The organism is Nocardia brasiliensis ATCC 700358 (assembly GCF_000250675.2).
GTDB classification, from domain to species: Bacteria; Actinomycetota; Actinomycetes; order Mycobacteriales; family Mycobacteriaceae; genus Nocardia; species Nocardia brasiliensis_B.
In genome coordinates this window covers 2,287,014-2,309,986 of record NC_018681.1, presented here as the reverse complement: position 1 = coordinate 2,309,986, position 22,973 = coordinate 2,287,014, and the positions used below count along the sequence as shown (strand labels likewise).

At 67.5% G+C, this 22,973-nt stretch carries 26 protein-coding genes and 1 tRNA gene; 12 read left to right on the top strand and 15 right to left on the bottom strand.

The genetic code is table 11. The annotated features are described in order from the left end of the window. Positions 1–194 precede the first annotated feature (194 nt). A complete protein-coding gene (locus tag O3I_RS10335; protein ID WP_014982850.1) occupies positions 195–695 on the bottom strand; it encodes a MarR family winged helix-turn-helix transcriptional regulator in 501 nt (166 codons plus the stop codon). A 92-nt stretch (positions 696–787) separates the two neighbouring features. On the opposite strand from O3I_RS10335, the gene O3I_RS10330 reads away from it, so the two are divergent. Continuing rightward, positions 788–1,204: a Rid family hydrolase gene (locus O3I_RS10330; RefSeq protein WP_041562535.1), complete on the top strand. Its 417-nt coding sequence runs from the start codon at positions 788–790 to the stop codon at positions 1,202–1,204. Positions 1,205–1,296: 92 nt separating this feature from the next. Here the strand turns inward: O3I_RS10330 and O3I_RS10325 are convergent, their stop codons facing one another. From O3I_RS10325 to O3I_RS10315, 3 genes are all read right to left on the bottom strand, one after another. Next, entirely contained in the window at positions 1,297–1,923 is a 627-nt protein-coding gene (locus O3I_RS10325) for a TetR/AcrR family transcriptional regulator (RefSeq protein ID WP_041562534.1), read from the bottom strand. Between the two features lie 521 nt (positions 1,924–2,444). Further along, positions 2,445–2,792, bottom strand: a complete 348-nt coding sequence (locus tag O3I_RS42540) for a hypothetical protein (protein ID WP_014982847.1) — start codon at positions 2,790–2,792, stop codon at positions 2,445–2,447. A gap of 353 nt (positions 2,793–3,145) precedes the next feature. Beyond that, positions 3,146–3,219, bottom strand: a tRNA-Ile gene (locus O3I_RS10315). Positions 3,220–3,360: 141 nt separating this feature from the next. Here O3I_RS10315 and O3I_RS10310 point away from each other — a divergent pair. Then, positions 3,361–3,792: a nitroreductase family deazaflavin-dependent oxidoreductase gene (locus O3I_RS10310; protein ID WP_014982846.1), complete on the top strand. Its 432-nt coding sequence runs from the start codon at positions 3,361–3,363 to the stop codon at positions 3,790–3,792. A 6-nt stretch (positions 3,793–3,798) separates the two neighbouring features. On the opposite strand, the gene O3I_RS44780 is transcribed toward O3I_RS10310, so the two are convergent. Beyond that, complete coding sequence (locus tag O3I_RS44780) at positions 3,799–3,996, bottom strand: hypothetical protein (protein ID WP_141692217.1); 198 nt, start codon at positions 3,994–3,996, stop codon at positions 3,799–3,801. A 56-nt stretch (positions 3,997–4,052) separates the two neighbouring features. Continuing rightward, positions 4,053–5,060 carry a zinc-binding dehydrogenase gene (locus O3I_RS10305; RefSeq protein WP_041563619.1) on the bottom strand — a complete coding sequence of 336 codons (1,008 nt, stop codon included), beginning with the start codon at positions 5,058–5,060 and terminating at the stop codon, positions 4,053–4,055. A gap of 294 nt (positions 5,061–5,354) precedes the next feature. On the opposite strand from O3I_RS10305, the gene O3I_RS45475 reads away from it, so the two are divergent. The 3 genes from O3I_RS45475 to O3I_RS10290 are packed head-to-tail and all read left to right on the top strand — an operon-like array spanning position 5,355 to position 6,406. After that, positions 5,355–5,558: a hypothetical protein gene (locus O3I_RS45475; protein ID WP_014982844.1), complete on the top strand. Its 204-nt coding sequence runs from the start codon at positions 5,355–5,357 to the stop codon at positions 5,556–5,558. Continuing rightward, positions 5,555–5,860 carry a hypothetical protein gene (locus tag O3I_RS45470; protein ID WP_167829124.1) on the top strand — a complete coding sequence of 102 codons (306 nt, stop codon included), beginning with the start codon at positions 5,555–5,557 and terminating at the stop codon, positions 5,858–5,860. The genes O3I_RS45475 and O3I_RS45470 overlap by 4 nt, the downstream gene beginning before the upstream one ends. Positions 5,861–5,896: 36 nt before the next feature. Continuing rightward, on the top strand, positions 5,897–6,406 hold the full coding sequence (locus O3I_RS10290) for a hypothetical protein (RefSeq protein WP_014982842.1): 510 nt from the start codon (positions 5,897–5,899) through the stop codon (positions 6,404–6,406). A 12-nt stretch (positions 6,407–6,418) separates the two neighbouring features. Here the strand turns inward: O3I_RS10290 and O3I_RS10285 are convergent, their stop codons facing one another. From O3I_RS10285 to O3I_RS10275, 3 genes are read right to left on the bottom strand one after another with little or no spacing between them, the layout of a single operon-like run. Next, positions 6,419–8,197: an SDR family oxidoreductase gene (locus O3I_RS10285; RefSeq protein ID WP_014982841.1), complete on the bottom strand. Its 1,779-nt coding sequence runs from the start codon at positions 8,195–8,197 to the stop codon at positions 6,419–6,421. Positions 8,198–8,227: 30 nt separating this feature from the next. Continuing rightward, positions 8,228–9,349, bottom strand: a complete 1,122-nt coding sequence (locus tag O3I_RS10280) for a PDR/VanB family oxidoreductase (RefSeq protein WP_014982840.1) — start codon at positions 9,347–9,349, stop codon at positions 8,228–8,230. Further along, the gene (locus O3I_RS10275; RefSeq protein ID WP_014982839.1) at positions 9,346–10,248 is read right to left on the bottom strand and encodes a metal-dependent hydrolase; all 903 of its coding nucleotides are present in this window, start codon (positions 10,246–10,248) and stop codon (positions 9,346–9,348) included. The genes O3I_RS10280 and O3I_RS10275 overlap by 4 nt, the downstream gene beginning before the upstream one ends. 276 nt (positions 10,249–10,524) lie before the next feature. Between O3I_RS10275 and O3I_RS10270 the strand changes: the two genes are divergently transcribed. Then, positions 10,525–11,916 (top strand): WS/DGAT/MGAT family O-acyltransferase, encoded by a 1,392-nt coding sequence (locus O3I_RS10270; protein WP_014982838.1) that lies wholly within the window; start codon positions 10,525–10,527, stop codon positions 11,914–11,916. A 46-nt stretch (positions 11,917–11,962) separates the two neighbouring features. Here O3I_RS10270 and O3I_RS10265 read toward each other — a convergent pair whose 3' ends face one another. Both O3I_RS10265 and O3I_RS10260 read right to left on the bottom strand, forming a co-directional pair. After that, positions 11,963–12,859 carry an alpha/beta fold hydrolase gene (locus O3I_RS10265; protein ID WP_014982837.1) on the bottom strand — a complete coding sequence of 299 codons (897 nt, stop codon included), beginning with the start codon at positions 12,857–12,859 and terminating at the stop codon, positions 11,963–11,965. A 75-nt stretch (positions 12,860–12,934) separates the two neighbouring features. Beyond that, positions 12,935–13,393 (bottom strand): MaoC family dehydratase, encoded by a 459-nt coding sequence (locus tag O3I_RS10260; RefSeq protein WP_014982836.1) that lies wholly within the window; start codon positions 13,391–13,393, stop codon positions 12,935–12,937. A gap of 178 nt (positions 13,394–13,571) precedes the next feature. On the opposite strand from O3I_RS10260, the gene O3I_RS10255 reads away from it, so the two are divergent. Next, on the top strand, positions 13,572–14,315 hold the full coding sequence (locus O3I_RS10255) for a glucose 1-dehydrogenase (protein ID WP_014982835.1): 744 nt from the start codon (positions 13,572–13,574) through the stop codon (positions 14,313–14,315). A 1-nt stretch (position 14,316) separates the two neighbouring features. On the opposite strand, the gene O3I_RS10250 is transcribed toward O3I_RS10255, so the two are convergent. Continuing rightward, on the bottom strand, positions 14,317–15,333 hold the full coding sequence (locus tag O3I_RS10250) for a YdcF family protein (protein WP_041563618.1): 1,017 nt from the start codon (positions 15,331–15,333) through the stop codon (positions 14,317–14,319). A 227-nt stretch (positions 15,334–15,560) separates the two neighbouring features. Here O3I_RS10250 and O3I_RS10245 point away from each other — a divergent pair, with 227 nt between their 5' ends. Together O3I_RS10245 and O3I_RS10240 are read left to right on the top strand one after the other, a co-directional pair. After that, the gene (locus O3I_RS10245) at positions 15,561–16,775 is read left to right on the top strand and encodes a lipase family protein (protein WP_014982833.1); all 1,215 of its coding nucleotides are present in this window, start codon (positions 15,561–15,563) and stop codon (positions 16,773–16,775) included. A gap of 60 nt (positions 16,776–16,835) precedes the next feature. Then, on the top strand, positions 16,836–17,864 hold the full coding sequence (locus O3I_RS10240; RefSeq protein WP_014982832.1) for an FAD-dependent oxidoreductase: 1,029 nt from the start codon (positions 16,836–16,838) through the stop codon (positions 17,862–17,864). 49 nt (positions 17,865–17,913) lie between these two features. Here the strand turns inward: O3I_RS10240 and O3I_RS10235 are convergent, their stop codons facing one another. Beyond that, entirely contained in the window at positions 17,914–18,174 is a 261-nt protein-coding gene (locus tag O3I_RS10235; protein WP_014982831.1) for a CsbD family protein, read from the bottom strand. A 98-nt stretch (positions 18,175–18,272) separates the two neighbouring features. Then, positions 18,273–18,890 (bottom strand): LysE/ArgO family amino acid transporter, encoded by a 618-nt coding sequence (locus O3I_RS10230; RefSeq protein WP_014982830.1) that lies wholly within the window; start codon positions 18,888–18,890, stop codon positions 18,273–18,275. Between the two features lie 78 nt (positions 18,891–18,968). On the opposite strand from O3I_RS10230, the gene O3I_RS10225 reads away from it, so the two are divergent. The 3 genes from O3I_RS10225 to O3I_RS10215 all read left to right on the top strand — a co-directional run bounded on the left by O3I_RS10225 (position 18,969) and on the right by O3I_RS10215 (position 21,198). Further along, positions 18,969–19,853, top strand: a complete 885-nt coding sequence (locus O3I_RS10225) for a LysR family transcriptional regulator ArgP (protein WP_014982829.1) — start codon at positions 18,969–18,971, stop codon at positions 19,851–19,853. A gap of 112 nt (positions 19,854–19,965) precedes the next feature. Continuing rightward, positions 19,966–20,298 (top strand): histone-like nucleoid-structuring protein Lsr2, encoded by a 333-nt coding sequence (locus tag O3I_RS10220; RefSeq protein WP_014982828.1) that lies wholly within the window; start codon positions 19,966–19,968, stop codon positions 20,296–20,298. A gap of 174 nt (positions 20,299–20,472) precedes the next feature. Continuing rightward, positions 20,473–21,198 (top strand): PaaX family transcriptional regulator C-terminal domain-containing protein, encoded by a 726-nt coding sequence (locus O3I_RS10215; protein ID WP_041563617.1) that lies wholly within the window; start codon positions 20,473–20,475, stop codon positions 21,196–21,198. Between the two features lie 35 nt (positions 21,199–21,233). On the opposite strand, the gene O3I_RS10210 is transcribed toward O3I_RS10215, so the two are convergent. Further along, positions 21,234–22,868: an acyl-CoA dehydrogenase family protein gene (locus O3I_RS10210; RefSeq protein ID WP_014982826.1), complete on the bottom strand. Its 1,635-nt coding sequence runs from the start codon at positions 22,866–22,868 to the stop codon at positions 21,234–21,236. Between the last annotated feature and the right edge of the window lie 105 nt (positions 22,869–22,973).

Genomic DNA, 22,973 nt, shown 5'->3' with positions numbered 1-22,973 from the left:
TGGCGCGACCGGTGGTCATGCCGAGGCCCGCACCCCCGATCGGCCGGGCCAGGGCAACCCCACGTGGTCCCAGGCAGAGGCGCCCATGGGAGCCCTTTACCGAACCGCGCACCCTGATCGACAACGTTGGGACCACCGCCTCGGCGCTGGCCATGCTTCACGCCGAACTGCGCGACGACAAAACTTCCCGAAGTTCAGGCCAGGTCCTGCGGTCGCACGCGCAGCTTGGCGGCGATACGGGCGAGAGCTTGCTGGTCGGTGGCGGTGAGCCGATCGAGCACCACCTCGCGCACCGCGCGCACGTGGACGGGTGCGGCGGCGGCGACCAGGTCGTACCCGAGGTCGGTGAGCGCGGCGATGGTGTAGCGGCCGTCGTCAGGGTCGGGTGAGCGCCGCACCCAACCCCGCTGCTCGAACCGTTTGACGACGTTGGACAGGCGCGAGAGCGATCCGTTGGCCAGGTAGGCCAGTTCGCTCATCCGCAGCCGCCGGTCCGGGGCCTCCGAAATATGGCTCAGCGCAAAGTATTCGAACAAAGTCAGCCCGGCTTCGTGCTGTAGCGGCGACTCGAGCCTGCCCGGCAGCAGCCAGATCAACGAGACCAGCCCGGTCCACGCCTCCTTCTCGGACGCGGTGAGCCACAGTGCCTGGTCGGACTCGTCCCCGCCAGGTTTCGGGGCGCCGGTGCTGGCCATGGCGGCATCATACCGAGCCCCGGTTGACTTCACGCATGAAGTGAATCGTGCTAGCTTTACTTCACGCTTGAAGTCAGATCGAAAGGGTCACCATGTCTGAGCCGGAGTTCTTCGCCACTCCTGGATACGGCGCGACAATGCTCGCCAATATGCACTACAACCAAGCCGTTCGAATCGGCGATCGAGTCGAGACCTCAGGACAGGGCGGCTGGGACGCCGAGTGGAACTTCCCCGAGTCCCTAGCGGACGAAATCGTGCAAGCCTTCGAGAATGTCGAGCAGACCCTCGCCCAAGCCGGCGCCACCTGGCGCGACGTCGTCTCCGTGAACTCCTACCACGTACCGACCGCCGCCGACGCCATCGGCGAAGACCACAACCGCGTCATGGTGGAGCAATTCCGCAAACGCATGGGCGAACGCGCACCCATCTGGACCGAAATCGGCGTACCCGCCCTCGGCGCCCCGAAAATGCGAGTCGAAATCCGCGTGACCGCCATCGTGGGCGGGTGAGTTCGCGCCCACACGAAGCCTGTCGGCTGATCAGTCCGCCGCGCTCTCGCAGCCACACCCGGGTGCGACCGGAGAAGGACTCCGTGAGCACGTCATCGGCCGGCGTTCTCGGCGTGTGCTTCCAGATACCGGGTGATGGCGAGGACCCCCTCCGCGATGACGGCCGGATCCCCGCCCGGCGCGCGGCGGTGGGCGAGCTCCACCACGCGGTCGCCGAGTTCGACGGCCAGCTCGGTGACCAGCACGTCGGTGCTCGCAGGAAGCAGGCCCCTCGTGATCATGGCCTCGTGGACCATGGCGGCGAAGCGGTGCCGGTGCGGGACGGCGTCGGGGAGCTCGCCGGTCAGCCGGCCCTGGTGGTAGATCGTCACCAACTCCGGGTAGGCGTTGCGGTAGAGGTTGCGGTGCAGCTCCATCAACTGGTCCACCATCTCCGCGAGGGTGCCGGCCGACAGCGCAGCCAGACGTTGCGGCAGTTCCTCGTCGAGACGATCCATGATGCGCAAGGCCAGTTCGCCCAGCACTGCTTCACGATTGGCGAAGTACTGATAGAGCGTGGCAACGGGCAGTTGGGCACGTTCGGCGATCGTGCGGGTGGTGACAGCCTCTGCGCCTTGTTCGTCGAGGAGATCCTTGGCTGCGCGCAGTAGCCGCTCGACGCGCTCGCGACTGCGCTCCTGGACCGGCTCGCGGCGGCGATGCGGGAATTCGCTGGCCATGCGTGCCATCTTCACACGCCAAAAACCTGAATGCGATTCATGTTCATGTTAATCTAGACGTGGCTGCTCTCACACGAGAAGTCAGGCCCGGGGGAAATGAGGGGGTTCTGGTGTCGGCGGACCGATGATGTTCCGTCGACCCGCTCCCGGTCATACCGATCGCCCGCACCTACCCCTCGGCCAGATCCAGGACTCCGCCGATTCCCCCTGGCGGCAAGCTCGTGCTCATCCGGTGAGCATCGACCTATGCTTCGCCGGTGCCCAAGATCAGGTTCAACAACATCTCCGATGAGACCGTTGTCGTGTTCGTGGAGCCGTGGGCAGGCGCGTCCGAGGAGCGCGGTCACAGCGTGGGCGCGGTGCGCCGCCGCGCCCGTGCAGGCGGGTGCGGCGGCGACCAGCGCGAGCCCGGCAACACGAAAGGGCTCGCCGACGAACTACCCACGCCCTACCAGGCCAAACAAGCCGCGGTACTCGCACCGCTCGCCAGCGGCGGCTCGGCGATCGTGTCACGTCAGCGGCTACTTCTTGATCTTGTCCAGGGGATATCCGGCCATGGAGCAGACGACGATGGCGTAGACCGCCAAAAGAACCAGAACCGGCAGAGGGATTCGTCGTTCGGGATCAATCGCTACGTAGGCGGTGTAAGCGATGGGCGGGATGCAGAGGGCAGCGGATAGGGTCGCCCAGAAAGCCACCAGATTGTTCGCTTTCCTGCGGCGCTGGGGATCGGTGAGTGTGGTGTCCGGGATGTCCTCGCCGTAGCCCTCACTCGGACTGGTTGCGACGCCGCGGTATCCCTTCGAGGCGGCATAGGTGCAACTGACGAAGATGAGCCCGAATATCAAGCCGACGATGAATGCTTGCATGACCCCTCACTCCACCTCCGTTATACGCGACCCGGGTCCACCGACGGTGCAGTGTTAGGCCGACCCGCCACCCTCACGATGCCGAGTCCCCTAGTCCGGAATCGCTTGCCGCGCAGCGGACGCAAGGCGAACTCGATGAGCTGGACATCCATCGATCGGGCTCCGGATCGACCGTGGATTCGCTGGTCTCGAACAGCACGCGTCCAGCGACCGAAGCCGTACCTATCGGATCGCGAACGGACGCCGAGCTGTCCCATGCCCAGATGGTGCGTCCGTAATCCATTCGTGGAAGAGCGCTGTTCTGGATCGAAAGCTCTCCAGAAAACGAAAACCCCCTGCTCAGAGGGGGTTTGTGGGGCGGGTGGGGCTCGAACCCACGACCAATGGATTATGAGTCCACGGCTCTAACCGACTGAGCTACCGCCCCCGGGCCGCGGGCAGGTTCCGCAGCTTCGGGGATGGTACCGGCTCGGGTGGGGCGGACACCACTTCGACCCGCGGGTGGTAGGTGTGACCAGGGGTGGCGGTTAGGGTGGGGTGTCCCGCAACCCGTATGGAAGGTTGGACCATGGCCGGTGTGTTCGCGAATGTGCTGAAGGTGCACCAGTGGGTGTACGAGAACAGTGGCGGGCTGGTGGGCCACCGGATCTTGTTCGGGAATCCGACTTTGCTGCTGCGGACGGTGGGGCGCAAGACGGGGCAGGCGCGGACGTCGGCGCTGACCTATGCGCGTGATGGTGCGGATTATCTGATCACGGCGTCCAATGGCGGATCGCCGCGGCCGCCGGGCTGGCTGGCGAATCTGAAAGCGCGGCCGGAGTGCGAGATTCAGGTCGGCCGGCGCACCACGCGGGTGACGGCGCGGGCCACGTATCCCGAGGATTCGGAGTATGCCCGCCGGTTCGCCCTCGTGGACAAGGTGAACCAGGGTCGCTACACGGAGTACCAGAAGCAGACGAAACGGCCTATTGCCGTAGTGGTGCTGACGCCGGTCGGCTGAACGCTGTCAGTCGCGGCGGTAGTCGTCGTAGTCGTCGTCATCGGTGTAGCCGTCGCGCCGTTCGTCCCATTCGGCCTCGTACTCGTCGGGATCATCCCGCTGCCAACGGTTCCCGTCGGCCGGGGGTCTGCTGGCGATTTGCACGACAGCGACCACGACAGCGAGCACCAGCACGACCACACCTACAACGATCAGAGTCTCCACGCAGGGCACCCTAGCGCCGAGCCAGGGTGCCCGCCAGACCGTCGAACCGACCGGTCTCAGACAGTGGATTCGATGGTCAGCAGCGTGCGCCCGAGCGCGGCCCGCGATTCGATGGCGGCGTGTGCGCGTTCGGCCTCGTCGAGCGAAAACGTCTGTCCGATCACGACTTCCAGCCGTCCGGCGACAGCCTCGGCGAGCGAACGTTCGGCTAGCTCCTGCCAGTCCGTGTCGCTGTCGGTCAGATCGAACAAGCCGTAGACGGTGATGTTGTGCGCCGCCACAACTTCGGCGTCGGGGACCGCGAATTCGCCTGCGGAACCGCCGTATCCGAGGAATCGGCCGTGCGCCGCGACGGCCGCGAGCGCGGCCTCCCCCAGCGCGCCGCCCGCGCCGTCGAAGACGACCTGTACGCCGGTGCCGCCGGTGGCCGCGCGAGCGGCGGCCGCCCAGCCGGGTTCGGCATAGTCGACCACCACTTCGGCGCCGAGCCGTTGCGCCAGTTCGAGTTTGGCGCGGCCGCGCGCGGCGGCGATCACGTGCGCGCCCGCGGTCCGGGCGAGCTGGATCAGCAACGTACCGAGCCCACCCGCGGCAGCGGTGATCAGCACCCATTCGCCCGGCCGGACGGCGGCGCGATCGAACACTGCGAGCGCGGTCCTGCCGTCATGGGTGAGCGCGACGGCCTGCTCGGAACTCATGCCCTCGGGCACCTCGATGAGCGAATCGACGTTGGCCAGCGCCTTTTCGGCATACCCGCCGATCGGCTTACCGCCGCCGACCCGGCTGGCCGCGGTGGCGGTGGCGACCCGCCGCCCGACCCAGGACGGGTCCACGTCGGCACCGATCGCGCGCACGACGCCGGACACCGCACCGCCGGGCACATACGGCGGCTCCAGCTGGAAGTAGTCACCGCCCCAACCGCTGCGCAACCGGGTGTCGAGGAACATCACATCGGCAGCGGCCACCTCGACGACCACCTGTCCGGGTCCGGCGACGGGTTCCGGCACCTCACGCACCGTGAGTACTTCCGGCCCACCGAATTCCACTGCTTGCACGGCCCGCATGACATCCTCCATCGCTGTTCTGCCGGTTTCGACAGAACCCAGCTTGGAACCTCGAGCTTTATTGAGGTCAAGTCGGCGGTCGTGATTATGCTCAGCGCGTAATCGTCAGGAGCTGCTGCCGCCCCCGCAACTACTGCCGCCCCCGCTACCGCTTCCGCCGTCGGAACTGCCACCGCCCCAATCGTTTCCGCCGTCCCCCGCCGATCCGGAATCACCGGCGGACCATGACCGATCGCTACTGCCGAACCACCCACGCCCTCGCCGGCGTGGCCTTCTGGACCATTCGGTCAGCACATGGACGAACAGGAACAGGCCACCCAGGATCACGGCGACCACGATGAACAGCTCGACCAGCGCCAGCACGGAAACCACGCTATCGGCGGTCAGGAACTGCCGCCACCACAACTGCTGCTACTGCCGCCCCCGCAGCTGCTGCCCCCGCCGCAACTACTGCTGCCCCCACCGCTACAGCTGCTCCCACTTCCCCCGCTGTCATGATGTCCCCCGTGGTGGTGATGATGACCGCCGTGCCCGGGATCCCACCCTCCACCGCAACTACTCCCCGCATCGGTACCGGCGAACCCGGCGGCACCGGCGCCCCAGAACGGATCGGAGTTGCCGTATCCCCCGCTGCGTCGCCGCGGATCGCCGCCGCGCTGCCCGCCGAACGGTGGAACACGCACATTCCGAGTCGAATTGCGCACCACACGGATGATGACGAGCGGCAGCACAACGATCATCACCAGCAGGAAGATGACCATCCCGAGGACGATCAGGCCGACGAGCACACTCATTCATGAACGGTAACGTCCCCGGCCTGCTGCGTACAGTGAACTGTGCTGTCTTTCGGATTTCGCAGATCGCGGCAGCGGGGTATCGACCTGGCCGAGGTCGGCGCCGCGGTCGCCGCGCTGGAATTGCCCGATGCCGTGTTCAAGACCTGCCCGTGGGAGCCACGCGAATTGGTGGCGACCGGTTTGCGGCAGTGGTTGCGCTGCTGCGGTGCGGCGATGCGGGACGGGCAGGTGATCGGTATGCCCTCGCACGCGGTCGACGAGGCGTGGCACGGATTCATCCTGTGCACCGAACGCTATGCCGCGTTCTGCGCCGGCGCCTACGGACGCTTCTTGCACCACTTCCCGGAAGGCGCCGGACCGCCGAACCCCGCGCACGGCTCGATGGGTCAGCAACTCGGCCGCACGGTAGTGGCCTGGACGCTGGTGGCCGAGCCCGATGAGACCTGCGTGCTGTGGGATCTGGACCGCCGGGTCGGCGTCGAGCACCCGTGGGGTGTCGACGCCGAGCGCGTCGCGGCCGTCGAGGCCGAACTGCGCACCCTGTCCTGAGGAACGCCGGACCTAGGTGAGCTTCACCCGCGCCGCGACGAACCGGCCGACGGCGGGCGCGAGCCTGCTGAAGTGGTACTGCAACCGCGCCTCCGGCGTCACTGGGACGATGCTGCGGTCCTTCTCCACGGCCCGCACGATCTGCTCGGCCACCTTCTCCGGCCCGTAGCTGCGCTTGCGGTAGAGGTTGTCGTACTTCTCCTGCTTGCGCTTCTCCTCTTCGGCGCTGACACCCGAGAACCTGGTGTTGGCAACGATATTGGTGTGCACGATGCCGGGGCAGATGGTGTGCACGGAGATCCCGCGTCCGGCCAGTTCCGCGCGCAGGCAGTCGGAGAACATGAAGACGGCCGACTTGCTGGTGGAGTAGGCGCTGAAGTTCTGCTGCGGACTGTAGGCCGCCATGCTGGACAGGTTGACGATGTGCCCGCCCAGACCCCGCTCCGCCATGGCGGACCCGAAGGCCCGGCAACCGTTCACCACGCCGCCGAGGTTGATCCGCATGACGCGGTCGAACTCCGCGGCCGAGGTGTCGAAGAACCCACCCGCCTGGCCGATTCCGGCGTTGTTGATCAGAATGTCGGGCACGCCATGGGTTTCCAGCACGACCGCGGCGTGCTCCTGCACCGCGGCCTGATCCGCCACGTCGAGCTGATAGGCATGGGCCACACCGCGTTCGGCGGCGATCAACTCCGCGGTCTCCTTCGCCGCGACGAGATTGAGGTCCGACAGCACGATTTCGGCGCCGCGCCGCGCGAGTGCCAGCGCGGTCTCGCGGCCGATGCCGCTGCCGCCGCCGGTGATGACCACCAGCTGATCCTCGAATCGCTGTGCGCTGCGGCCGACTTCGGCACGGCGCAACCCGCGTGGCGCGGAACCGCCGTTGACCGTGTCGATCAGCTCGGTCGCCGCGGTGGCGAGCAGTTCGGGGTGTGAGAACGGCATCCAGTGTCCGGCGGGCACGTCACGCCGCCACAGCCGCCGCACCCACTTGTTCTCGTCGTCGTAGCCGGCGGGCCGGACCGCGACATCGCGACCCGCCACGATCAGCTGCACCGGTACGTCGGTGTGCCGCTCGCGCGGTGAAAGGATGCGCTGCACGATGTTCGCACGGTAGATGAGCAGGCCGTCGACGGAATCCTGCCGGAACGTCGGCCCCAGCTTCACATTCGACGGCGCGGTCTCGTTCATGATCGAGACGATCCGTTGCCAGCGCTGCTCGGTGCCGAGCAGGCCGAAGACCGCCCGCGGCAATCCCGGTGTCATGAAGAAGAAGGTGTAGGCCGAGGACAGCAGCTGAGTGAACGGCTGCCAGACGTTGCGCGGCGTCGGCCGGGACAGCCGATTGCGCATCCAGTGCCCCATGTGGTCGAGGTTCGGCCCGGACACCGAGGTGAACGAGGCGACGCGGGTGGCGGCCTGCGGTTCGCAGACCGCCTCCCACACCTGGACCGAGCCCCAGTCGTGGGCGAGCACGTGCACCGGACGGTCAGGGCTGACCGCGTCGGCGACGGCGTAGAAGTCGGCAGCGAGGTGATCGAGCCGGAAGTCCTGGGTGCGCTTGGTCCGGGTGGACCGGCCGTGTCCCCTGGTGTCGTAGGTGACGACGTGGAAACGGTTGGCCAGCAACGGCACCACCGCGTCCCACAGGTGGTTGGTGTCGGGCCAGCCGTGCACGAGCAGCACGGTGTCGGCGGCCGGATCACCGTATTCGTAGACAGCGAGCTCGAATTCGCCGCTGCGCACGGTGCGCTCGGCGGCCACGAGCTCCGGCCGATCGATGGTCGTCATCGGGTTTCTCCTTGGTGACCGGGGTCGTAATTACAGGTCGAGCACGAGTCGCCCGCCGGCCGCACGCGAGACGCAGACGAGCATCTCGCCTGCCTCGTGTTCGGCTGGGGTGAGGACGGTCTCGCGATGTTCCGGTGCGCCGGCGAGTACCCGCACCTTGCAGGTGCGGCAGAAGCCCTGACGGCACGAGTACGGCCGATCCGGCTGGGTTTCCAGGATGGTGTCCAGGGCCGTGCGGTCCGCGGCGACCTCGACCACCGCGCCGGTCGAGGCGAACTCGATCTCGAAGGGCACGCCGTTCACGATCGGCGGCGGTGAGAAACGTTCGGAATGCAGTTCCACACCGGGCATTTCGCGCACGGCGTCGGCCACCGCGGCGGTCATCGGCACCGGACCACAGCAGTAGACCGCGGTGTCGGCGCCGACGCCCGGCAGCAGCGCGGCGGCGTCGGGCAGGCCGTGCTCGTCGTCGGTGCGCACGGTGACGCGGCCACCGAATCCGGCGATCTCGTCGAGGAACGGAATGGTGTCGCGGCTGCGGCCGGTGTACACCATCGACCAGTCGATACCGAGCCGATGCGCGAGCCGGGCCATCGGCAGGATCGGCGTGATGCCGATGCCACCGGCGACGAAATGCAAACGCGCGGCGGGTGATCCGTAGCCGGGCACGGCGAACGGGAAGGCGTTGCGCGGCCCGCGCACGGTGATTCGCGCGCCGACCGGCAGTGCGTCGTGCACCTCCACCGAGCCGCCGAGACCCGCCGGAATCCGCCGCACCGCAACGCGATACGCGCGGGTGTCGGCCGGATCGCCGCACAGCGAGTACTGGCGCAGCCGCCCCGACGGCAGCTCGAGATCCAGATGCGCGCCCGGCCGCCACGGCGGCAGCTCACGCTGATCCGGCGCGGCCAGCCGCAGGCTCACCACGTCCTGGTCGTAGGCCTCGATCCGGCGCTCGGTGACCACCAGCGCCAGCCGCCGATCGTCCACGTGCGGGGTCAGATCGCGCCGGTTGATCAGCGTGGTCCAGCGCAGCCGGGCCGAGGCGACCGCGTCGAGCACCCGCACCGCGCGATCCTGGCCGGGCTTGCCGAACAGGTCCGCGGGAAGTTGCGCGGGTACGGGCCGCCGGCTCACCACTGCACCCGTCACGACGCGATCGCCTGCGCGGCAGGCGATTTCGCCAGGTACGCCACCGCCTGCGCGGTCGACCCGACCGAGCCGGGGTTGTAGCCCGGCTTGAAGGTGGTCAGCGCGCTCCACAGCAGCGACGGGACCCCAGGCAGGGCACCGCGCCACATCGCGCCGAACACACGCTTGATCAGGCGCGGATAACCGAGGTCGGGCAGCGCGGGGTCCTGATGCACCATGTATTTCGTGCCGCGCACGACCAGGGTGAGGAAGGTCGGGAAGACGAACGTCATGATCGCCGCGCGCCGCAGATAGCCCGCGCCGAAGTAGACGGCGACGTCATGGGCAACGTGCCGGTGCTCGACCTCCTCCGCGCCGTGCCAGCGGAACAGGTCGGCGATGCGCGGCTCGGCATCGAACTTCTCCAGGTCGGCGTTGAGCACCCAGTCGCCGAGATAGGCGAAGAAATGTTCCAGGCAGGCGATCACCGCGAGCCGTTCGACCAGCGTCTGACGGGCCGCGACACCCTCGTTGTCCCGAGGTCCCAGCGTCTTGCGGAACAGGTATTCGGCTTGGCGCACATAGGGTTGCGGATCGATGCCGTGCGCGACCAGCACCTCGTGCAGCACCTTGTCGTGCGTCTCGGCATGCATGGATTCCTGACCGATGAACCCGAGCATGGCTTCGCGCAGTTTCTCGTCCTTCACGAACGGCAACGCCTCGCCGTAGGCGGCGCAGAACATGCGCTCCCCCTCGGGCAGCAGCAGGTTCAGCGAATTGATCAGATGTGAGGCGATCGGCTCGTCGGGCATCCAGTGCAGCGGGGTGTCGGCCCAGTCGAATTGCACATTGCGCGCATGCAGCGCAACCTCGCCCGGATCGATGTCCGGCCGCCGCTCTCCCCTACGAAGTAGCTTCATCGATACTCCTCGTCCCTCGCTCATCCCGCGGCGAAGCCCGGGCCCGGCCGCTTCGCTGCGCACCTTCCTGCATGGCCGTAGCAATCATCATACACATACATAGAACTTTGAGTTACATATAGACGCACTGGAACATTTTCGCAGGCAGAGACGGCGTTCCCGGGTCGACCGGTCGCACCCAATGTCGTTAGCCCGCTTGACAATAACGGCCATCACTGTGACCCATCTCCCTCCGGTTCAGGCCAAAACTAGAACGCGTTCTAGTAGTCTTTCGCTATGGAACGACTCACCGGATTGGATGCCAGCTTTCTCTACCTGGAAACCGGGACCCAGCACCTGCACGTCTGTGCGCTGCTCCTCCTGGACCCCACGTCAGGGGACTATTCCTTCGACCGATTCAAGGCCGAACTCGGCCGGCGACTACCGCTGATCCCGCAGATGCGCCGCCGGGTGTACGAGGTGCCCTTCAACCTGGACCACCCGGTATGGGTGGAGGACCAGAACTTCGACCTGGACTATCACATCCGGCGCATCGGCATCGCCGCGCCGGCCGGGCGACGCGAACTGGCCGAGCTGATCGGCGATATCGCCAGCCGCCCGATGGATCGGGACCGGCCGCTGTGGGAGATGTCGGTGGTGGAGGGTCTCGACGACGGCAAGGTCGCGGTGATCTGCAAATACCACCACGCCGCGGTGGACGGCATCACCGGCACCAACATGATGATGCACCTGTGCGACCTGGAACCGAACGCGGCCAAGACGCCGCCCGCGCAGCAGTGGCGACCGGAACCGAGCCCCAATGATTGGCAGCTGCTGGCCAAGGCCGTGGTCAAGTTTCCGACCAAGGCGGGCATCGTCGGCATGGTGCCGAAAACCCTGGGCATGGTCGCCGGGTTCGCACAGCGCCGACGAAAAGACAAGGCGGGCATGGCCTTACCGTTCTCCGCACCGCGCACCCCGTTCAATCTGGCGATCACGCCGCACCGCGCGGTCGCGTTCACCGAGGCGGAACTCGGTGCGGTCAAGGAGATCAAGTCCGCCTTCGGCGTGAAGATCAACGATGTGGTGCTGACGATCGTCGCGGGTGTGCTGCGCACCTACCTCGACAAGCACGACGAACTGCCGGACCGCTCACTGGTCGCCTCGGTACCGGTCTCCGTGCACGAATCCTCGCGGCACACCGCGGGGATCAACAAGGTGTCCACGCTGTTCGCGCGGCTCGGCACCGATATCGCGGACCCGGTGCAACGCCTGCTGCAGGTCGCCGAGGAGAACCGCGGCGCGAAGGAGGAACACGACCTCATCGGCGCCGACTTCCTCCAGGATTGGTCGAAGTACGCGCCGCCGAACACCTTTCAGCTCGCGGCCCGGGTGTACTCGTCACTCAAGCTCGCCGAACGGCATCCGGTGGTGCACAACCTGGTGGTGTCGAACGTGCCGGGTCCGCCGATGCCGCTGTATTTCCTCGGCGTACGCGTGGACGGCATGTATCCGTTCGGACCGGTTTTTCACGGCGCCGGACTTACGGTCACTGTGCTTTCGAACAACGACGACCTCGATTTCGGCTTCATCGCCTGCAAAGAGCTGGTGCCCGACGTCGCCGAACTCGCCGACGCGGTACCCGATGTCGTCGCCGAATTGCTCACCGCGGCACGAAAACTGGGCTGATTCGGATCGCCCCTGTTCGCCACCGCCGCCGAACAGGGTGGGCCGCCTACAATCTCGCGGCGACCGCCGCACAGGCCTCGAGCAGCACCGGCACGAACCGGTCGGCCTCCAGCACGCAGGCCGCATGCCCAGCCTTGACCAGGTGGATGCTCGCCTTCGGAATCAGCGTCGCCAGTTCCAACTGCCGATAGACCGGAATCGCCCGGTCCTGGGTCGTGATGACGACCGCTGTCGGCATGGTCAGCTCGGGCAGCCAGTCACTCGCGTCGAACCGGCCCACCTCCGCGACTACCTGCGCCACCGCCCACCCGCTCGTACTGCGGAACTCGGTGAGCGCCCACCGGTCCAACCGCCCCGGCGCCCAGACGATTTCCGGCAGTTCGGGCAGCTTGCCCGCGAATTCCGCGATCTGCCGCGACGAGTAGGGCAGCATCGCGGCGGCCAGTTTGCCGAAGGCCTGATGGAAGGCCCGCTCGCGCCACTTCTCCTGGAACCGGTACGGCGTCGCGCACAGCACCAGTCCGCGCACCCGCTCCGGATGCCGGTGCGCGGCAGCCAGACTCACCACCCCGCCCAGCGAGAAGCCCACGCATACCGCCTGTGCGACGTCGAGCGCGTCCAGCACGGCGACCACATCGTCGGCGCAGTCGTCCACCGAGAAGCGCTCGGAGCGAATCCCCCGGCCGTGCCAGCGCTGGTCGAACAGGATCACCCGGTAGCGCTCGGACAGCGCGGCCAGCGACGGAAACCAGCCCAGATAGGCGGTGCACGCCGTGCCGTGCAAGAGCACCAGGGCGGGCGCACCCGCCGGTCCGGCGATATCGACCACGTAGGTCCGCCCTCGTCCGGGCAGTTCGACCAGCCGCCCGCCGGGCACCTCGGCGATGTCGGGGACCCGCCGGGCGAACCGTCGCAGCACCGCCGAGGATCGTGGGTTCGTCATCGTGAGCCTCCCGCGCCGGTGGCAAGAACTAGAACGTGTTCTACACGATGATGCCATATCGGCGGCGGCCGCCGGTCACGCCAGCGCGCGCACGATCGATTCGGCGACACAGGCCGGCTTGTCGGCCCCCTCGCATTCGACCGTCGTCGCGAGCACCACCTGCAGGCCACCCGGGACCTCGTCGACGGCGACGATGCCGGTCCGGCCGCGAATCCGGGAGCCGGCGGGCACCGGCGCGGGAAAGCGAACCTTGTTCAGGCCGTAGTTGATCCGCAGCCGCGCGTCGGTGAGCCGGAAGAGCTGCGCGTTGATCCACGGCAGCAGCGACAGGGTCAGAAATCCGTGCGCGACGGTGGCGCCGAACGGCCCGTCCGCCGCTCGGACCGGGTCCAGGTGAATCCACTGCCGATCCTCGGTGGTCTCGGCGAATGCGGTGATCCGGTCCTGGTCGACGAGGATCCAGTCGCTCACGCCGAGGTCGGTACCCGCGGCATCCCGCAACGTCGCCATCGTGAAGGTGCTTGCCTCGCTCATGCGACGAACCCTAGATCGCCGCGCCCGCCACCGCACTCACCCCGGAAGATTCCGGCCCGCAAAGACTTTGCCCCGCACCGCGCACGATTATGGCAGCATCGGACCCGGGAGGACCGCCGGACGGGGCGCAATTCTGTAACGTGTTCCAGACAAGTTCGCAAAAGATGGAGGTGCCGCGATGGGGCGGTTGAGCGGCAAAGTGGCGTTGATCAGCGGTGGCGCGCGCGGCATGGGCGCAGCGCATGCCCGAGCCCTGGTCGCCGAGGACGCCCGCGTGGTGCTCGGTGACGTGCTCGACGAGGAAGGCACCGCGGTCGCCAAGGAACTCGGCGACGCCGCGACCTACGTGCACCTCGACGTGCGCGAGCCGGATGCGTGGCAGGGCGCGGTCGCCGAAGCCGTGCAGCGCTACGGTGCGCTGAACGTGCTGGTGAACAACGCGGGCGTGGCGAACGGGAACCTCCTGGTCGACTTCGACCTCGCGGAATGGCAGCGGATCATCGACATCAATCTGACCGGCACGTTCCTCGGGATGCGCGCCGCGACCCCGGCCATGATCGAGGCGGGCGGCGGCTCGATCATCAATATCTCGTCCGTGGAAGGCCTGCGCGGCAGCCCGGGCCTGCACGGCTATGTGGCGACCAAGTTCGCGGTGCGCGGCTTGACCAAATCGACCGCACTCGAGCTGGCGCAGTACAAGATTCGGGTCAATTCGGTGCACCCCGGCCTCATCACCACGCCGATGACCGAGAACATTCCGGCCGAATTCCTGCAGATCCCGCTGGGCCGGGCCGCCGATCCGAGTGAGGTGGCCGCTTTGATCACCTTCCTGGCCAGCGACGAGTCCTCGTACTCGACCGGGGCGGAGTTCGTCATCGACGGCGGGCTCACCGTCGGCATTCCGCACAAGACCTTCGGCTGAGTCAGTCCCCGTACTGGTGGGGCAGGTCGCGCGTGAGCAGCAACGCCAGTATCGGCAGCGAAACCAGTGCGACACAGGCGATCAGGTTGATCCACTTGTAGGCGACCACGACGGCGGCGAACTCCCGCAAGGTCGCCGCGGGCAGGTAGTAGAACGCGGTGCGCGCCCCGGTGACCTCGGCGTCCAAGCCGAGCCGCCGGGCCAGCATCGCGGTGCGCAGGGTGTGGAAATCGCTCGTCACCAGCACCATTCGGGTCGACTCGCCGCGCTCGCCCAGTAATCGCTTGGTGAACAACAGGTTCTCCCTGGTGGTCGCCGAACGATCCTCCTGCAGCACACTTTCGACGGGGATGCCCCGCTCGACCAGGTACCCGGCCATGGCCTCGGCCTCGGACTTCAACTCGTCGGATCCCTTACCGCCGCTGGTGATCAGCAGTGGGCTGCGCCCCGCCGTGCGCTCGGCTCGAAAGACCTCGATCGCCCGGTCCAGCCGGCCCGCGAGCAGCGGCGGCACCCGGTCGCCCTTCAGCCCGGCGCCGTGCACGACGATCGCGTCCATCCCCGGTCGATACGGCAGCGCCCCGTACAACAGCGAATACAGCAGAAAACTGGCGAACAGGAATCCGATGTAGCTCACCGCCATGGTCAGCGACGCCAAAATCACGACGACCCAGATATCGCCGGTGAATATGGCCAGCGCGAGCAAGACATATGGAACGAGCAACGCGAGGCCGAGCCCGAACGGCAACAGGTTCGCCAGGCGCAGTCCTTCGCGGCGGACCATCTGCCTGCCGTTGAGGATCAGCAACCCGGCGAGCACGAGCACCAGGAGCGGCGACAGCAGCACGAGCAGCTCCGCCAAGATCATCGGCAGGTCGCCTTTGGCGCCCGAGCCGAGCACCCACACGCCGACGAATATCAGCCCTAGCAGCAGATACACCCCGTTACCCAACCGTCGTCGGTCTTTACGGAAGCGCAGCAGGAACACCGCGAGCAGGGCGAGGCCGATCACGAGCATGATCACCCAGCCACCGTATCGGGCCCGCGGCGGCCGCGGGCCGCGCCCGGCCGTGGATCGCCTGCGTCGCTCGGCGCGGCACCCCCGGGCTTTTCCGTTTCTCCCCTAACCTTGCGCAGGTCCGAATATCTGCCAATCGCTTGTGCCCGGCCAGTTTCGGATTATTCGACTTTCCGCGTGCCCAACGTCCCTGACGATGTCGTGATGAATGGGAGCCGATCTTCGCCATGTTCTGCCGAATCAATACCGCGCTCACCGCAGCCGTCCTGCTGGTAGCGGCCACCCAACTGGCCGCGCTGCCGGGAACCGCTGCGGCACAACCGCTCTACCCGCTACCGGACCCCGACCCGTTCTACGCGGCACCCGCGGATCTGGACCGGGCCGAACCCGGTGACGTGCTCGACACCCGGCCGATGCCCGGGTTGCTCGCTTTTCCGGGCACCACGGTCACGATGATCAAGTTCCGGTCGACCGATTCGGCGGGCGCGCCGATCGCGGCGACCACCACCGTGCTGACCCCGGCCAATCACGTGCCGGGCGGGCCCCTGCTGTCCTATCAGCACATCATCAACGGCCTGGGCACCCAGTGCGCCGTATCCCGCGTGCTCTACACCGGTGACCCGAATCTGGCTGTGCGCGAAGCGCCCGCACTCAACACGGTGCTGCTGCGCGGCTGGTCGGTGGCGCTGCCCGACCATCTCGGCCCGACCAGCGCCTACGGGGCGGCCAGGCTCGGCGGCATGATCACGCTGGACGGCATCCGGGCGGCGCGCAAGGTCGCGCGACTGGGTGTGGCCACCAGCCCGGTCGCGATGTTCGGGTACTCCGGCGGCGGCATGGCGACCGGCTGGGCGGCGGCGCTGGCCCCGACCTACGCACCGGAACTCGATATCGTGGGCGCGGCCGAAGGCGGCGTCCCGATGAACCTGGTCAAGATGACCGAGGGCCTGGGCTACCACCCGCACCCGGCGTTCGGGCTGGCCATGGCGGCGGCCATCGGACTCGAACGCGAGTACCCGACTCGGCTGCCGATCAGCGACAGCCTGAACCCGACCGGGCTCGCCATCCGCGATCGGATGGCCAACGGCTGCACCAACGAGATCCTGGCCGCCGGCGCCGGACACAGCGTCCTGGACGTCGCCTTCTCCACCTCGCTGGCCGAAGACCCCAGTGCGCGTGGCGTACTGGAGGAGAACAGCCTCGAGCTGTACGAGGGCGTCCCGAAAATGCCTATCTACCAGTGGCGTTCCCACGACGACGCACTGATACCGGTCGCGGCGATCGACAACACGATGCGGCGCTATTGCGCGGCGGGCGTGCGCGTCCAATCGAAGCTGTTCCCGAGCCCTGATCACCTCAGCACCGCGGTACTCGGCGCGCCGGAGGCGATGGGCTGGATCGAGGCCCGGTTCCGCGGGGAAACCGCACCACGCAACTGCTGACATCGGCGCGGGGCCGCCGATTCCCGCTGCAGTGGAATCGGCGGCCCGTAGGGTGGATTCATGGTCACGATCATCGGCGGTGGCATAGCCGGAGCGGTGCTCGCGGGAGCGCTCGGCCGTGCGGAGCGACCCGTCACCGTGTACGAAAGCCAACCGACCGGTGGTGCCGGCGCGTTTCTGGTGCTCGACGGACGCGCCCACACCGCATTGGTGGGATTGGGTGTGTCGGCCGATCAACTGCACGCTGCCTCGCATCCGGTGGAAGCGCTACGCGCGGACGGGGTTTCGGGACCCGCGCGCGGCAACTCGACCGCGGAGCGGCGACTCTATCTGCGGGCCGAGCTCATGCGGGTGCTCACCGAATTCGCCGCGGGCAGTTCCGCGGTCCTGCGGTTCGACACACCCATCACCGAGGTGGACGGCACCGCGGGCACCCTCGGCAGCGGTGGACGACCGGTGCCGGCCGACGAGCTGATCGTCGCCGCCGACGGCATCGACTCGGTCGCGCGGCGCGCCCTGGAACCCGGACGAACCGCCGAATACGCCGGGCAGATCGTCATTTACGGCGTCACCCGGCAACCGGTCCGGCCAGGCACCGACCCGGCCGTCCTGCATTTCGATCGCACACTCGGTCCCGACGGCCGTCCCCTGACCACCTTCGGGCACCTGTGGAACGACACGGTCTCGGTGTGGTTCACCCGCTTGACCCGGCCGCCGCTGGACCGGCAGCACAAGGGCGCACAGCCGATGGATCAGTGGACAGATGCCGTCCTGGCGGCCTCGCCCGCCGTGCGCGACGTCATCGAACCCTTACTGGCGCAGACCGATTCGGTGCACGTCTCGAACGCACGCACCGTGCCGCTCGCCGGTGCCCGGCCCCCGCAGCTCCCGGTGCTGCTCTGCGGCGACGCCGATCATGCGATCACCCCGGCCGCGGGCGTCGGCGCCCGCGACGCCATCGAGGACGCGGCCGCGCTGTACGAGGCGATCGTTTCCGGCGGCGCACCGGCCGCCGCGATGGCCGAGCGACGGCGGCGCATTCTCGCCGAACGAGAGCGGGCCGCCCAGATGTTCCGCGCCGCAACATAAAAAGCGGCGCGGGAACGAAACCCGTTCCCGCGCCGCCCAAGTAACGCAATCAAGAGTTGTCGGCTTCCTTGCCGCTCTGGTAGGCACTCTGGCGCGCCTCATCGAGTTTGGCCTCGGCCCGCGCCTTTTCGGCTTCGGCTTCCTTCTTCGCGGCTTCACGCTCCGATTCGGCCATGTCCTGTTGAGCGCGGCCCTCGCTCTTCAGGCTTTCGTCTCCGGTGACGATGCCCGCGGCTTCCTTGGCCTTGCCCTTGACGTCCTCGACGATGCCCTCGACGGCTTCGCGCGGTCCGCTGTCGTGCTTGGTCATGGCAACTCCTCCATGCTGGGTATGGGCTGTCACTCCGACGCATACCCGGCACTTCGGGCTCCAATCGGAGACGGACGGCTCGACGGCTGTGTCTCCCGTCACCCGGAGCAGACCAGTCCCACGGCGAGCACCGTCATCATCACCGCGATGCCGGAGTCGAGAACCCGCCACGCGACCGGGCGCGCGAAGATCGGGCCGAGCAGGCGCGCGCCGTAGCCGAGGGCGGCGAACCAGACCACGCTGCCGAGCATCGCGCCCGCGCCGAGGAACCAGCGATCGGGTGTGGCATAGGTATTGGCGAACGAACCGAGCAGCACCACTGTGTCGAGATAGACGTGCGGGTTGAGCCAGGTCAACGCCAGGCAGGTCGCGATGGTCGCACCGAGCGCGACGGTCGCGCCCGCGGTGTCCATGGTCAGTGCCGCGGACGCGAAGGCTCGGCGCGCGGCGAGCAACGCGTAGCCGAGCAGGAAGGCCGCGCCCGCGTAGCGCACCACCGTGACCACGGCGGGCACCGATTCGACGACCACACCGAAACCGCCCACCCCCGCGGCGATCAACAGGATGTCCGACAGCGCGCACACCGCGACCACCGCGAAGATGTGCTGCCCGCGCACGCCTTGGCGCAGGACGAACGCGTTCTGCGCGCCGATCGCCACGATCAGTGAGAGTCCGAAACCGAGACCGGAGAGAGCCGCGAGAGCCGCCGAAGACATTGTCACTTCTTCGACGCTAAGCAGGGCATTATCCGCTGGCAAACTAAAGTTTCTGCACTACCATTACGATTCCTTAACATGGACCTGCAGCTCGACCAGCTCCGCGCGTTGCACGCGGCGGTCACCGAGGGCACCTTCGACGCCGCGGCGAAGAGCCTGCGGATCACCCCGTCCGCGATCAGCCAGCGCATCAAGGCACTGGAGGACGCCGCGGGGCGCGTCCTGCTGCAACGCACGAAACCGGTGCGCCCCACCGAATCCGGGCTCGCGGTGCTGCGCCTGGCGCGGCAGATCGAGCTGCTGGCCGGCGACACCGCGCGCGAACTCGGCGACGCGCACCGCGCGACCGACCGGCCGCTGCGGCTGCCGATCGCGGTCAACGCGGACTCGCTGGAGACCTGGGCGTTGCCCGCGCTGGCCGCGGCCCCGCCGGGCGTCTGCTTCGAAATCCACCGGGAGGACGAGGAACACACCACCCGGCTGCTGCGCGACGGCACGGTGATGGCGGCCATCACCTCGACCGCGACGCCGGTGCAGGGCTGCCGGGTGGAACCACTGGGCGCGATGCGCTATCGGCCGATGGCGCAACCGCGCTTCGCCCGAACCTGGTTTCCCGACGGCGCCACCGCGAAAGCCTATGCGGTGGCACCGGTGGTGCTGTTCGATCGCAAAGACGATCTCCAAGACCGGCAGTTACGCAAACGCAGTCGGCAACCGCTCGACCCGCCGCGCCATTACGTTCCCTCCTCCTCCGGTTTCGCCGAAGCGGTACGACTCGGACTCGGCTGGGGTATGTTGCCCGATCTGCAAACCCGGAATTTCGGGCGTGCCGAACTCGTTCCGATCGATGGTGCGGCATTCATCGATGTGCCGCTGTACTGGCAGCAATGGCGGCTGGACTCACCGGCATTGAGTGCGGTGGCCACGGCGATTGCTGCGGCCGCGGCCGATTCACTGCGCTGAATGCCGCGCTCGATACCCGCCCGAATGCAGCACTATTTCTCATAACCGAGTTCCATGCGATACGGTATTAGTATTTCGTAGCGATACCCGTGACTACGCAAAGGACGCACCGATGGCCAAGAAAGTCACCGTCACCCTCGTCGACGACTACGACGGCAAGTCGAAAGCGAATGAAACAGTTCAGTTTTCGATTGATGGGGTGGCCTACGAGATCGATCTGTCCACCAAGAACGCGGGTAAGCTGCGCGTGACGCTGGAGCCCTGGGCGGAAAAGGCGCGCAAGATTGGCCGGGCGAAGCGCAAAGGTACCGGGAAAGCCACTTCCGCGACCGATCGTGAGCAAACAGCCGCGATCCGGGAATGGGCCAGGACGAACGGGCACAACGTATCCACCCGTGGCCGGATCCCCGCCGACATTGTCGCGGCATATAACAACGCGAACTAGCGGCGAATCCCCCTCGACCTGCATCGCAACACCCGGCGCGCGGCGACCGCCGAGTACTCGGCGCGAGCGATGGCGCGCGACGGGAGCGACGGACTCGTCGGTAGAATTCCGGTTTCGGATGGGCCCGAATCGGCCGGCGGTAACTCGGGTAGAACGGGGTGTGTGGCGATGCGCATGCGGAAGCTGACCGCGCGGTCGGCGATTCTGAGCGCGTTGCTCGGCGCACACCCGGCGCAGGCGCCGGTCAGCTGGATCGTTTCGGTGGCCGAGGAGCTCGGGCTGCAGCAGTCGGCCGTGCGCGTCGCGCTGACCAGGATGGTCGCCATGGGCGACCTGGAACGCGGTCAGGGCGTGTACCGGCTCTCCGACCGGCTGATCGAACGACAGCGCAGGCAGGACGCGGCGGTCAGTCCGCTGCTGAAAGCCTGGGACGGGGAATGGTATCTGGCGGTGGTGACCGCCGTCGGCGATGACGCGGCCGCGCGCACCGCGTTCCGCGACACGATGCGCGCACGCAAACTCGGCGAATTGCGGGAAGGCGTCTGGACCCGGCCCGCGAACGTCGAGATCGCGCTCGGGCCGGATGCGAGCAGGCGCGTTTCCGTGTTCACCGCGGCACCGCACGATTCGCCGGTCGAGCTGGCGGAAAACCTTTTCGCGCCACAACTCTGGGCGCGCGACGCACAGCGGCTGCTGCGCGCCTTCGCGGATTCGACCTCGCTGCGCGAGCGGTTCGAGGTGGCCGCGGCGGCGGTGCGGCATATTCTCGACGATCCTTTGCTACCCGAGCCGCTGCTGCCCGCCGACTGGCCGGGTGCGCAGCTGCGCGCCGAATATGCCGCGTTCCGTACGGAATTCATGGCATTCGCCGAGCAGCTGCTCGTCCCCTCGGAGGCTTAGGGCCTGAAACAGGCCCTAGCCGCGCCGTTCGCGGTTCAGTGCGCCGTCTTCGGCGTCGCGCGCTGAATGATCGCGGCACTATCGATACCGGTCGGTAGCGTGCCGAACACATCGCCATGTTCCCCGCCGAGCCGGCTGACCGTGAAAGCGTCGGCGACCGCGGGATGGCCGTAGCGGACGAGCAACGACGCCTGGAGCACCTGCGCCATCGCACCGACGATCCGCCGCGCCCGGTGCTGAATTGTCTCGAAGTCCGCGAATTGTGTTTTCAGCCGGGCGATCGCGGCATCGAGATGACGATCCGCGCCCGCGGCGCGTTCGACTTCGGCGAAGAACGCGCCGAGGGTTTCCGGTTGTTTCGCCATGGCGCGCAACGTGTCGAGCGCCGCGACATTGCCGGAACCTTCCCAGATCGACATCAGCGGTGCTTCCCGATAGAGCCGCGGCATCCGCGACTCCTCGACATATCCGTTGCCGCCCAGGCATTCCAGCGCTTCGGCGGCATGGATCGGACCGCGTTTGCACACATAGTATTTGCTCACCGCGAGCGAGATCCGGCGCAACTCGTCGGCGCCGTCCACCCCGGCCGTCGCCCGGTCGGTGAGCTCGGCGAGCCACAGCGCGACCGTGGTCGCCGCCTCCGCCTCGATCGCGAGATCGGCGAGCACATTGCGCATCAGCGGCTGATCGGCGAGGGTCGCGCCGAACGCGCTGCGGTACGCGCCGTGATGCGCGGCGGCAGCGACGCCGGTACGCATCGCCGTCGCGGTGCCGAGGGTGCAGTCGAGCCTGGTCAGGTTGACCATCTCAATGATCGTGGGGACACCGCGCCCCTCCTCGCCGACCAGCCAGCCGACCGTGTTGTCGTACTCGACCTCGCTGCTCGCGTTGGAGCGATTGCCCAGCTTGTCCTTGAGCCGTTGCAGCGCAAAGGGATTGCGCGTGCCGTCGGGCAGCACCCGGGGCACGAAGAAGCAGGACAGGCCGCCCGGCGCCTGCGCCAAGACGAGGAACACGTCCGACATCGGCGCGGAGGTGAACCATTTGTGCCCGGTGATCCGGTAGGTGCCGTCCGACATCGGCGTGGCCGTGGTCGTGTTGGCCCGAACGTCGGAGCCGCCCTGCTTCTCGGTCATCGACATCCCGGCGATCAGCCCACGCTTGGTCAGCGGGGCACGCAGGCCGGGATCGTATTCCCTTGCGCACAACAGTGGTTCGTACTGCGCGGCGAGCTCCGGAGCGGCGCGCAGGGCGGGCACCACCGCGTAGGTCATCGAGATCGGGCAGCCGTGCCCGGCGTCGACCGGACCCCACACGCTCAACTTCGCGGCCCGCGTCAGGTGCGGATTCGGCCGCGGATCGGTCCACACCGCACCGTGCAGGCCGAAGTCGATCGCGTGGGTCAGCAGCCGGTGATAGCTCGGGTCGTAGACGACCTCGTCGACACGATTGCCGAACCGATCGTGCGTGCGCAGTGTCGGCGGGTGCGTTTCGGCGAGGTCACCGAGTTCGATGGCCGCGGCGCTGCCCGCGAGCCGCCCGATCGCGTGCAGCTCGTCGAGAGCGTGCTCAGCTCCGGCCCGCTGCAGCGCCTCGAGCAGCACCGGTTGTTCGGCCGCGTCGTAATCGACCAGTGGAGGTACTTGATTGGTCACCGTATGAGTGGGCATGGGAGGTCCTTTCGCAGGCTCCGGATACTCGCCAGTATTACAGTCTTCCATCGATTGATACAAGTATGTAATATGAGGTTCTGCCGCGCACGCGCCGAATACACC

Bases quoted from the DNA above. Each gene is read 5' to 3' on its own strand.
- O3I_RS10335 (WP_014982850.1), bottom strand. From the start codon at position 695: ATGGCCAGCACCGGCGCCCCGAAACCTGGCGGGGACGAGTCCGACCAG.
- O3I_RS10330 (WP_041562535.1), top strand. From the start codon at position 788: ATGTCTGAGCCGGAGTTCTTCGCCACTCCTGGATACGGCGCGACAATG.
- O3I_RS10325 (WP_041562534.1), bottom strand. From the start codon at position 1,923: ATGGCCAGCGAATTCCCGCATCGCCGCCGCGAGCCGGTCCAGGAGCGC.
- O3I_RS42540 (WP_014982847.1), bottom strand. From the start codon at position 2,792: ATGCAAGCATTCATCGTCGGCTTGATATTCGGGCTCATCTTCGTCAGT.
- O3I_RS10310 (WP_014982846.1), top strand. From the start codon at position 3,361: ATGGCCGGTGTGTTCGCGAATGTGCTGAAGGTGCACCAGTGGGTGTAC.
- O3I_RS10305 (WP_041563619.1), bottom strand. From the start codon at position 5,060: ATGCGGGCCGTGCAAGCAGTGGAATTCGGTGGGCCGGAAGTACTCACG.
- O3I_RS45475 (WP_014982844.1), top strand. From the start codon at position 5,355: ATGGACGAACAGGAACAGGCCACCCAGGATCACGGCGACCACGATGAA.
- O3I_RS45470 (WP_167829124.1), top strand. From the start codon at position 5,555: ATGATGTCCCCCGTGGTGGTGATGATGACCGCCGTGCCCGGGATCCCA.
- O3I_RS10285 (WP_014982841.1), bottom strand. From the start codon at position 8,197: ATGACGACCATCGATCGGCCGGAGCTCGTGGCCGCCGAGCGCACCGTG.
- O3I_RS10275 (WP_014982839.1), bottom strand. From the start codon at position 10,248: ATGAAGCTACTTCGTAGGGGAGAGCGGCGGCCGGACATCGATCCGGGC.
- O3I_RS10270 (WP_014982838.1), top strand. From the start codon at position 10,525: ATGGAACGACTCACCGGATTGGATGCCAGCTTTCTCTACCTGGAAACC.
- O3I_RS10265 (WP_014982837.1), bottom strand. From the start codon at position 12,859: ATGACGAACCCACGATCCTCGGCGGTGCTGCGACGGTTCGCCCGGCGG.
- O3I_RS10260 (WP_014982836.1), bottom strand. From the start codon at position 13,393: ATGAGCGAGGCAAGCACCTTCACGATGGCGACGTTGCGGGATGCCGCG.
- O3I_RS10255 (WP_014982835.1), top strand. From the start codon at position 13,572: ATGGGGCGGTTGAGCGGCAAAGTGGCGTTGATCAGCGGTGGCGCGCGC.
- O3I_RS10250 (WP_041563618.1), bottom strand. From the start codon at position 15,333: ATGCTCGTGATCGGCCTCGCCCTGCTCGCGGTGTTCCTGCTGCGCTTC.
- O3I_RS10245 (WP_014982833.1), top strand. From the start codon at position 15,561: ATGTTCTGCCGAATCAATACCGCGCTCACCGCAGCCGTCCTGCTGGTA.
- O3I_RS10240 (WP_014982832.1), top strand. From the start codon at position 16,836: ATGGTCACGATCATCGGCGGTGGCATAGCCGGAGCGGTGCTCGCGGGA.
- O3I_RS10235 (WP_014982831.1), bottom strand. From the start codon at position 18,174: ATGACCAAGCACGACAGCGGACCGCGCGAAGCCGTCGAGGGCATCGTC.
- O3I_RS10230 (WP_014982830.1), bottom strand. From the start codon at position 18,890: ATGTCTTCGGCGGCTCTCGCGGCTCTCTCCGGTCTCGGTTTCGGACTC.
- O3I_RS10225 (WP_014982829.1), top strand. From the start codon at position 18,969: ATGGACCTGCAGCTCGACCAGCTCCGCGCGTTGCACGCGGCGGTCACC.
- O3I_RS10220 (WP_014982828.1), top strand. From the start codon at position 19,966: ATGGCCAAGAAAGTCACCGTCACCCTCGTCGACGACTACGACGGCAAG.
- O3I_RS10215 (WP_041563617.1), top strand. From the start codon at position 20,473: ATGCGGAAGCTGACCGCGCGGTCGGCGATTCTGAGCGCGTTGCTCGGC.
- O3I_RS10210 (WP_014982826.1), bottom strand. From the start codon at position 22,868: ATGCCCACTCATACGGTGACCAATCAAGTACCTCCACTGGTCGATTAC.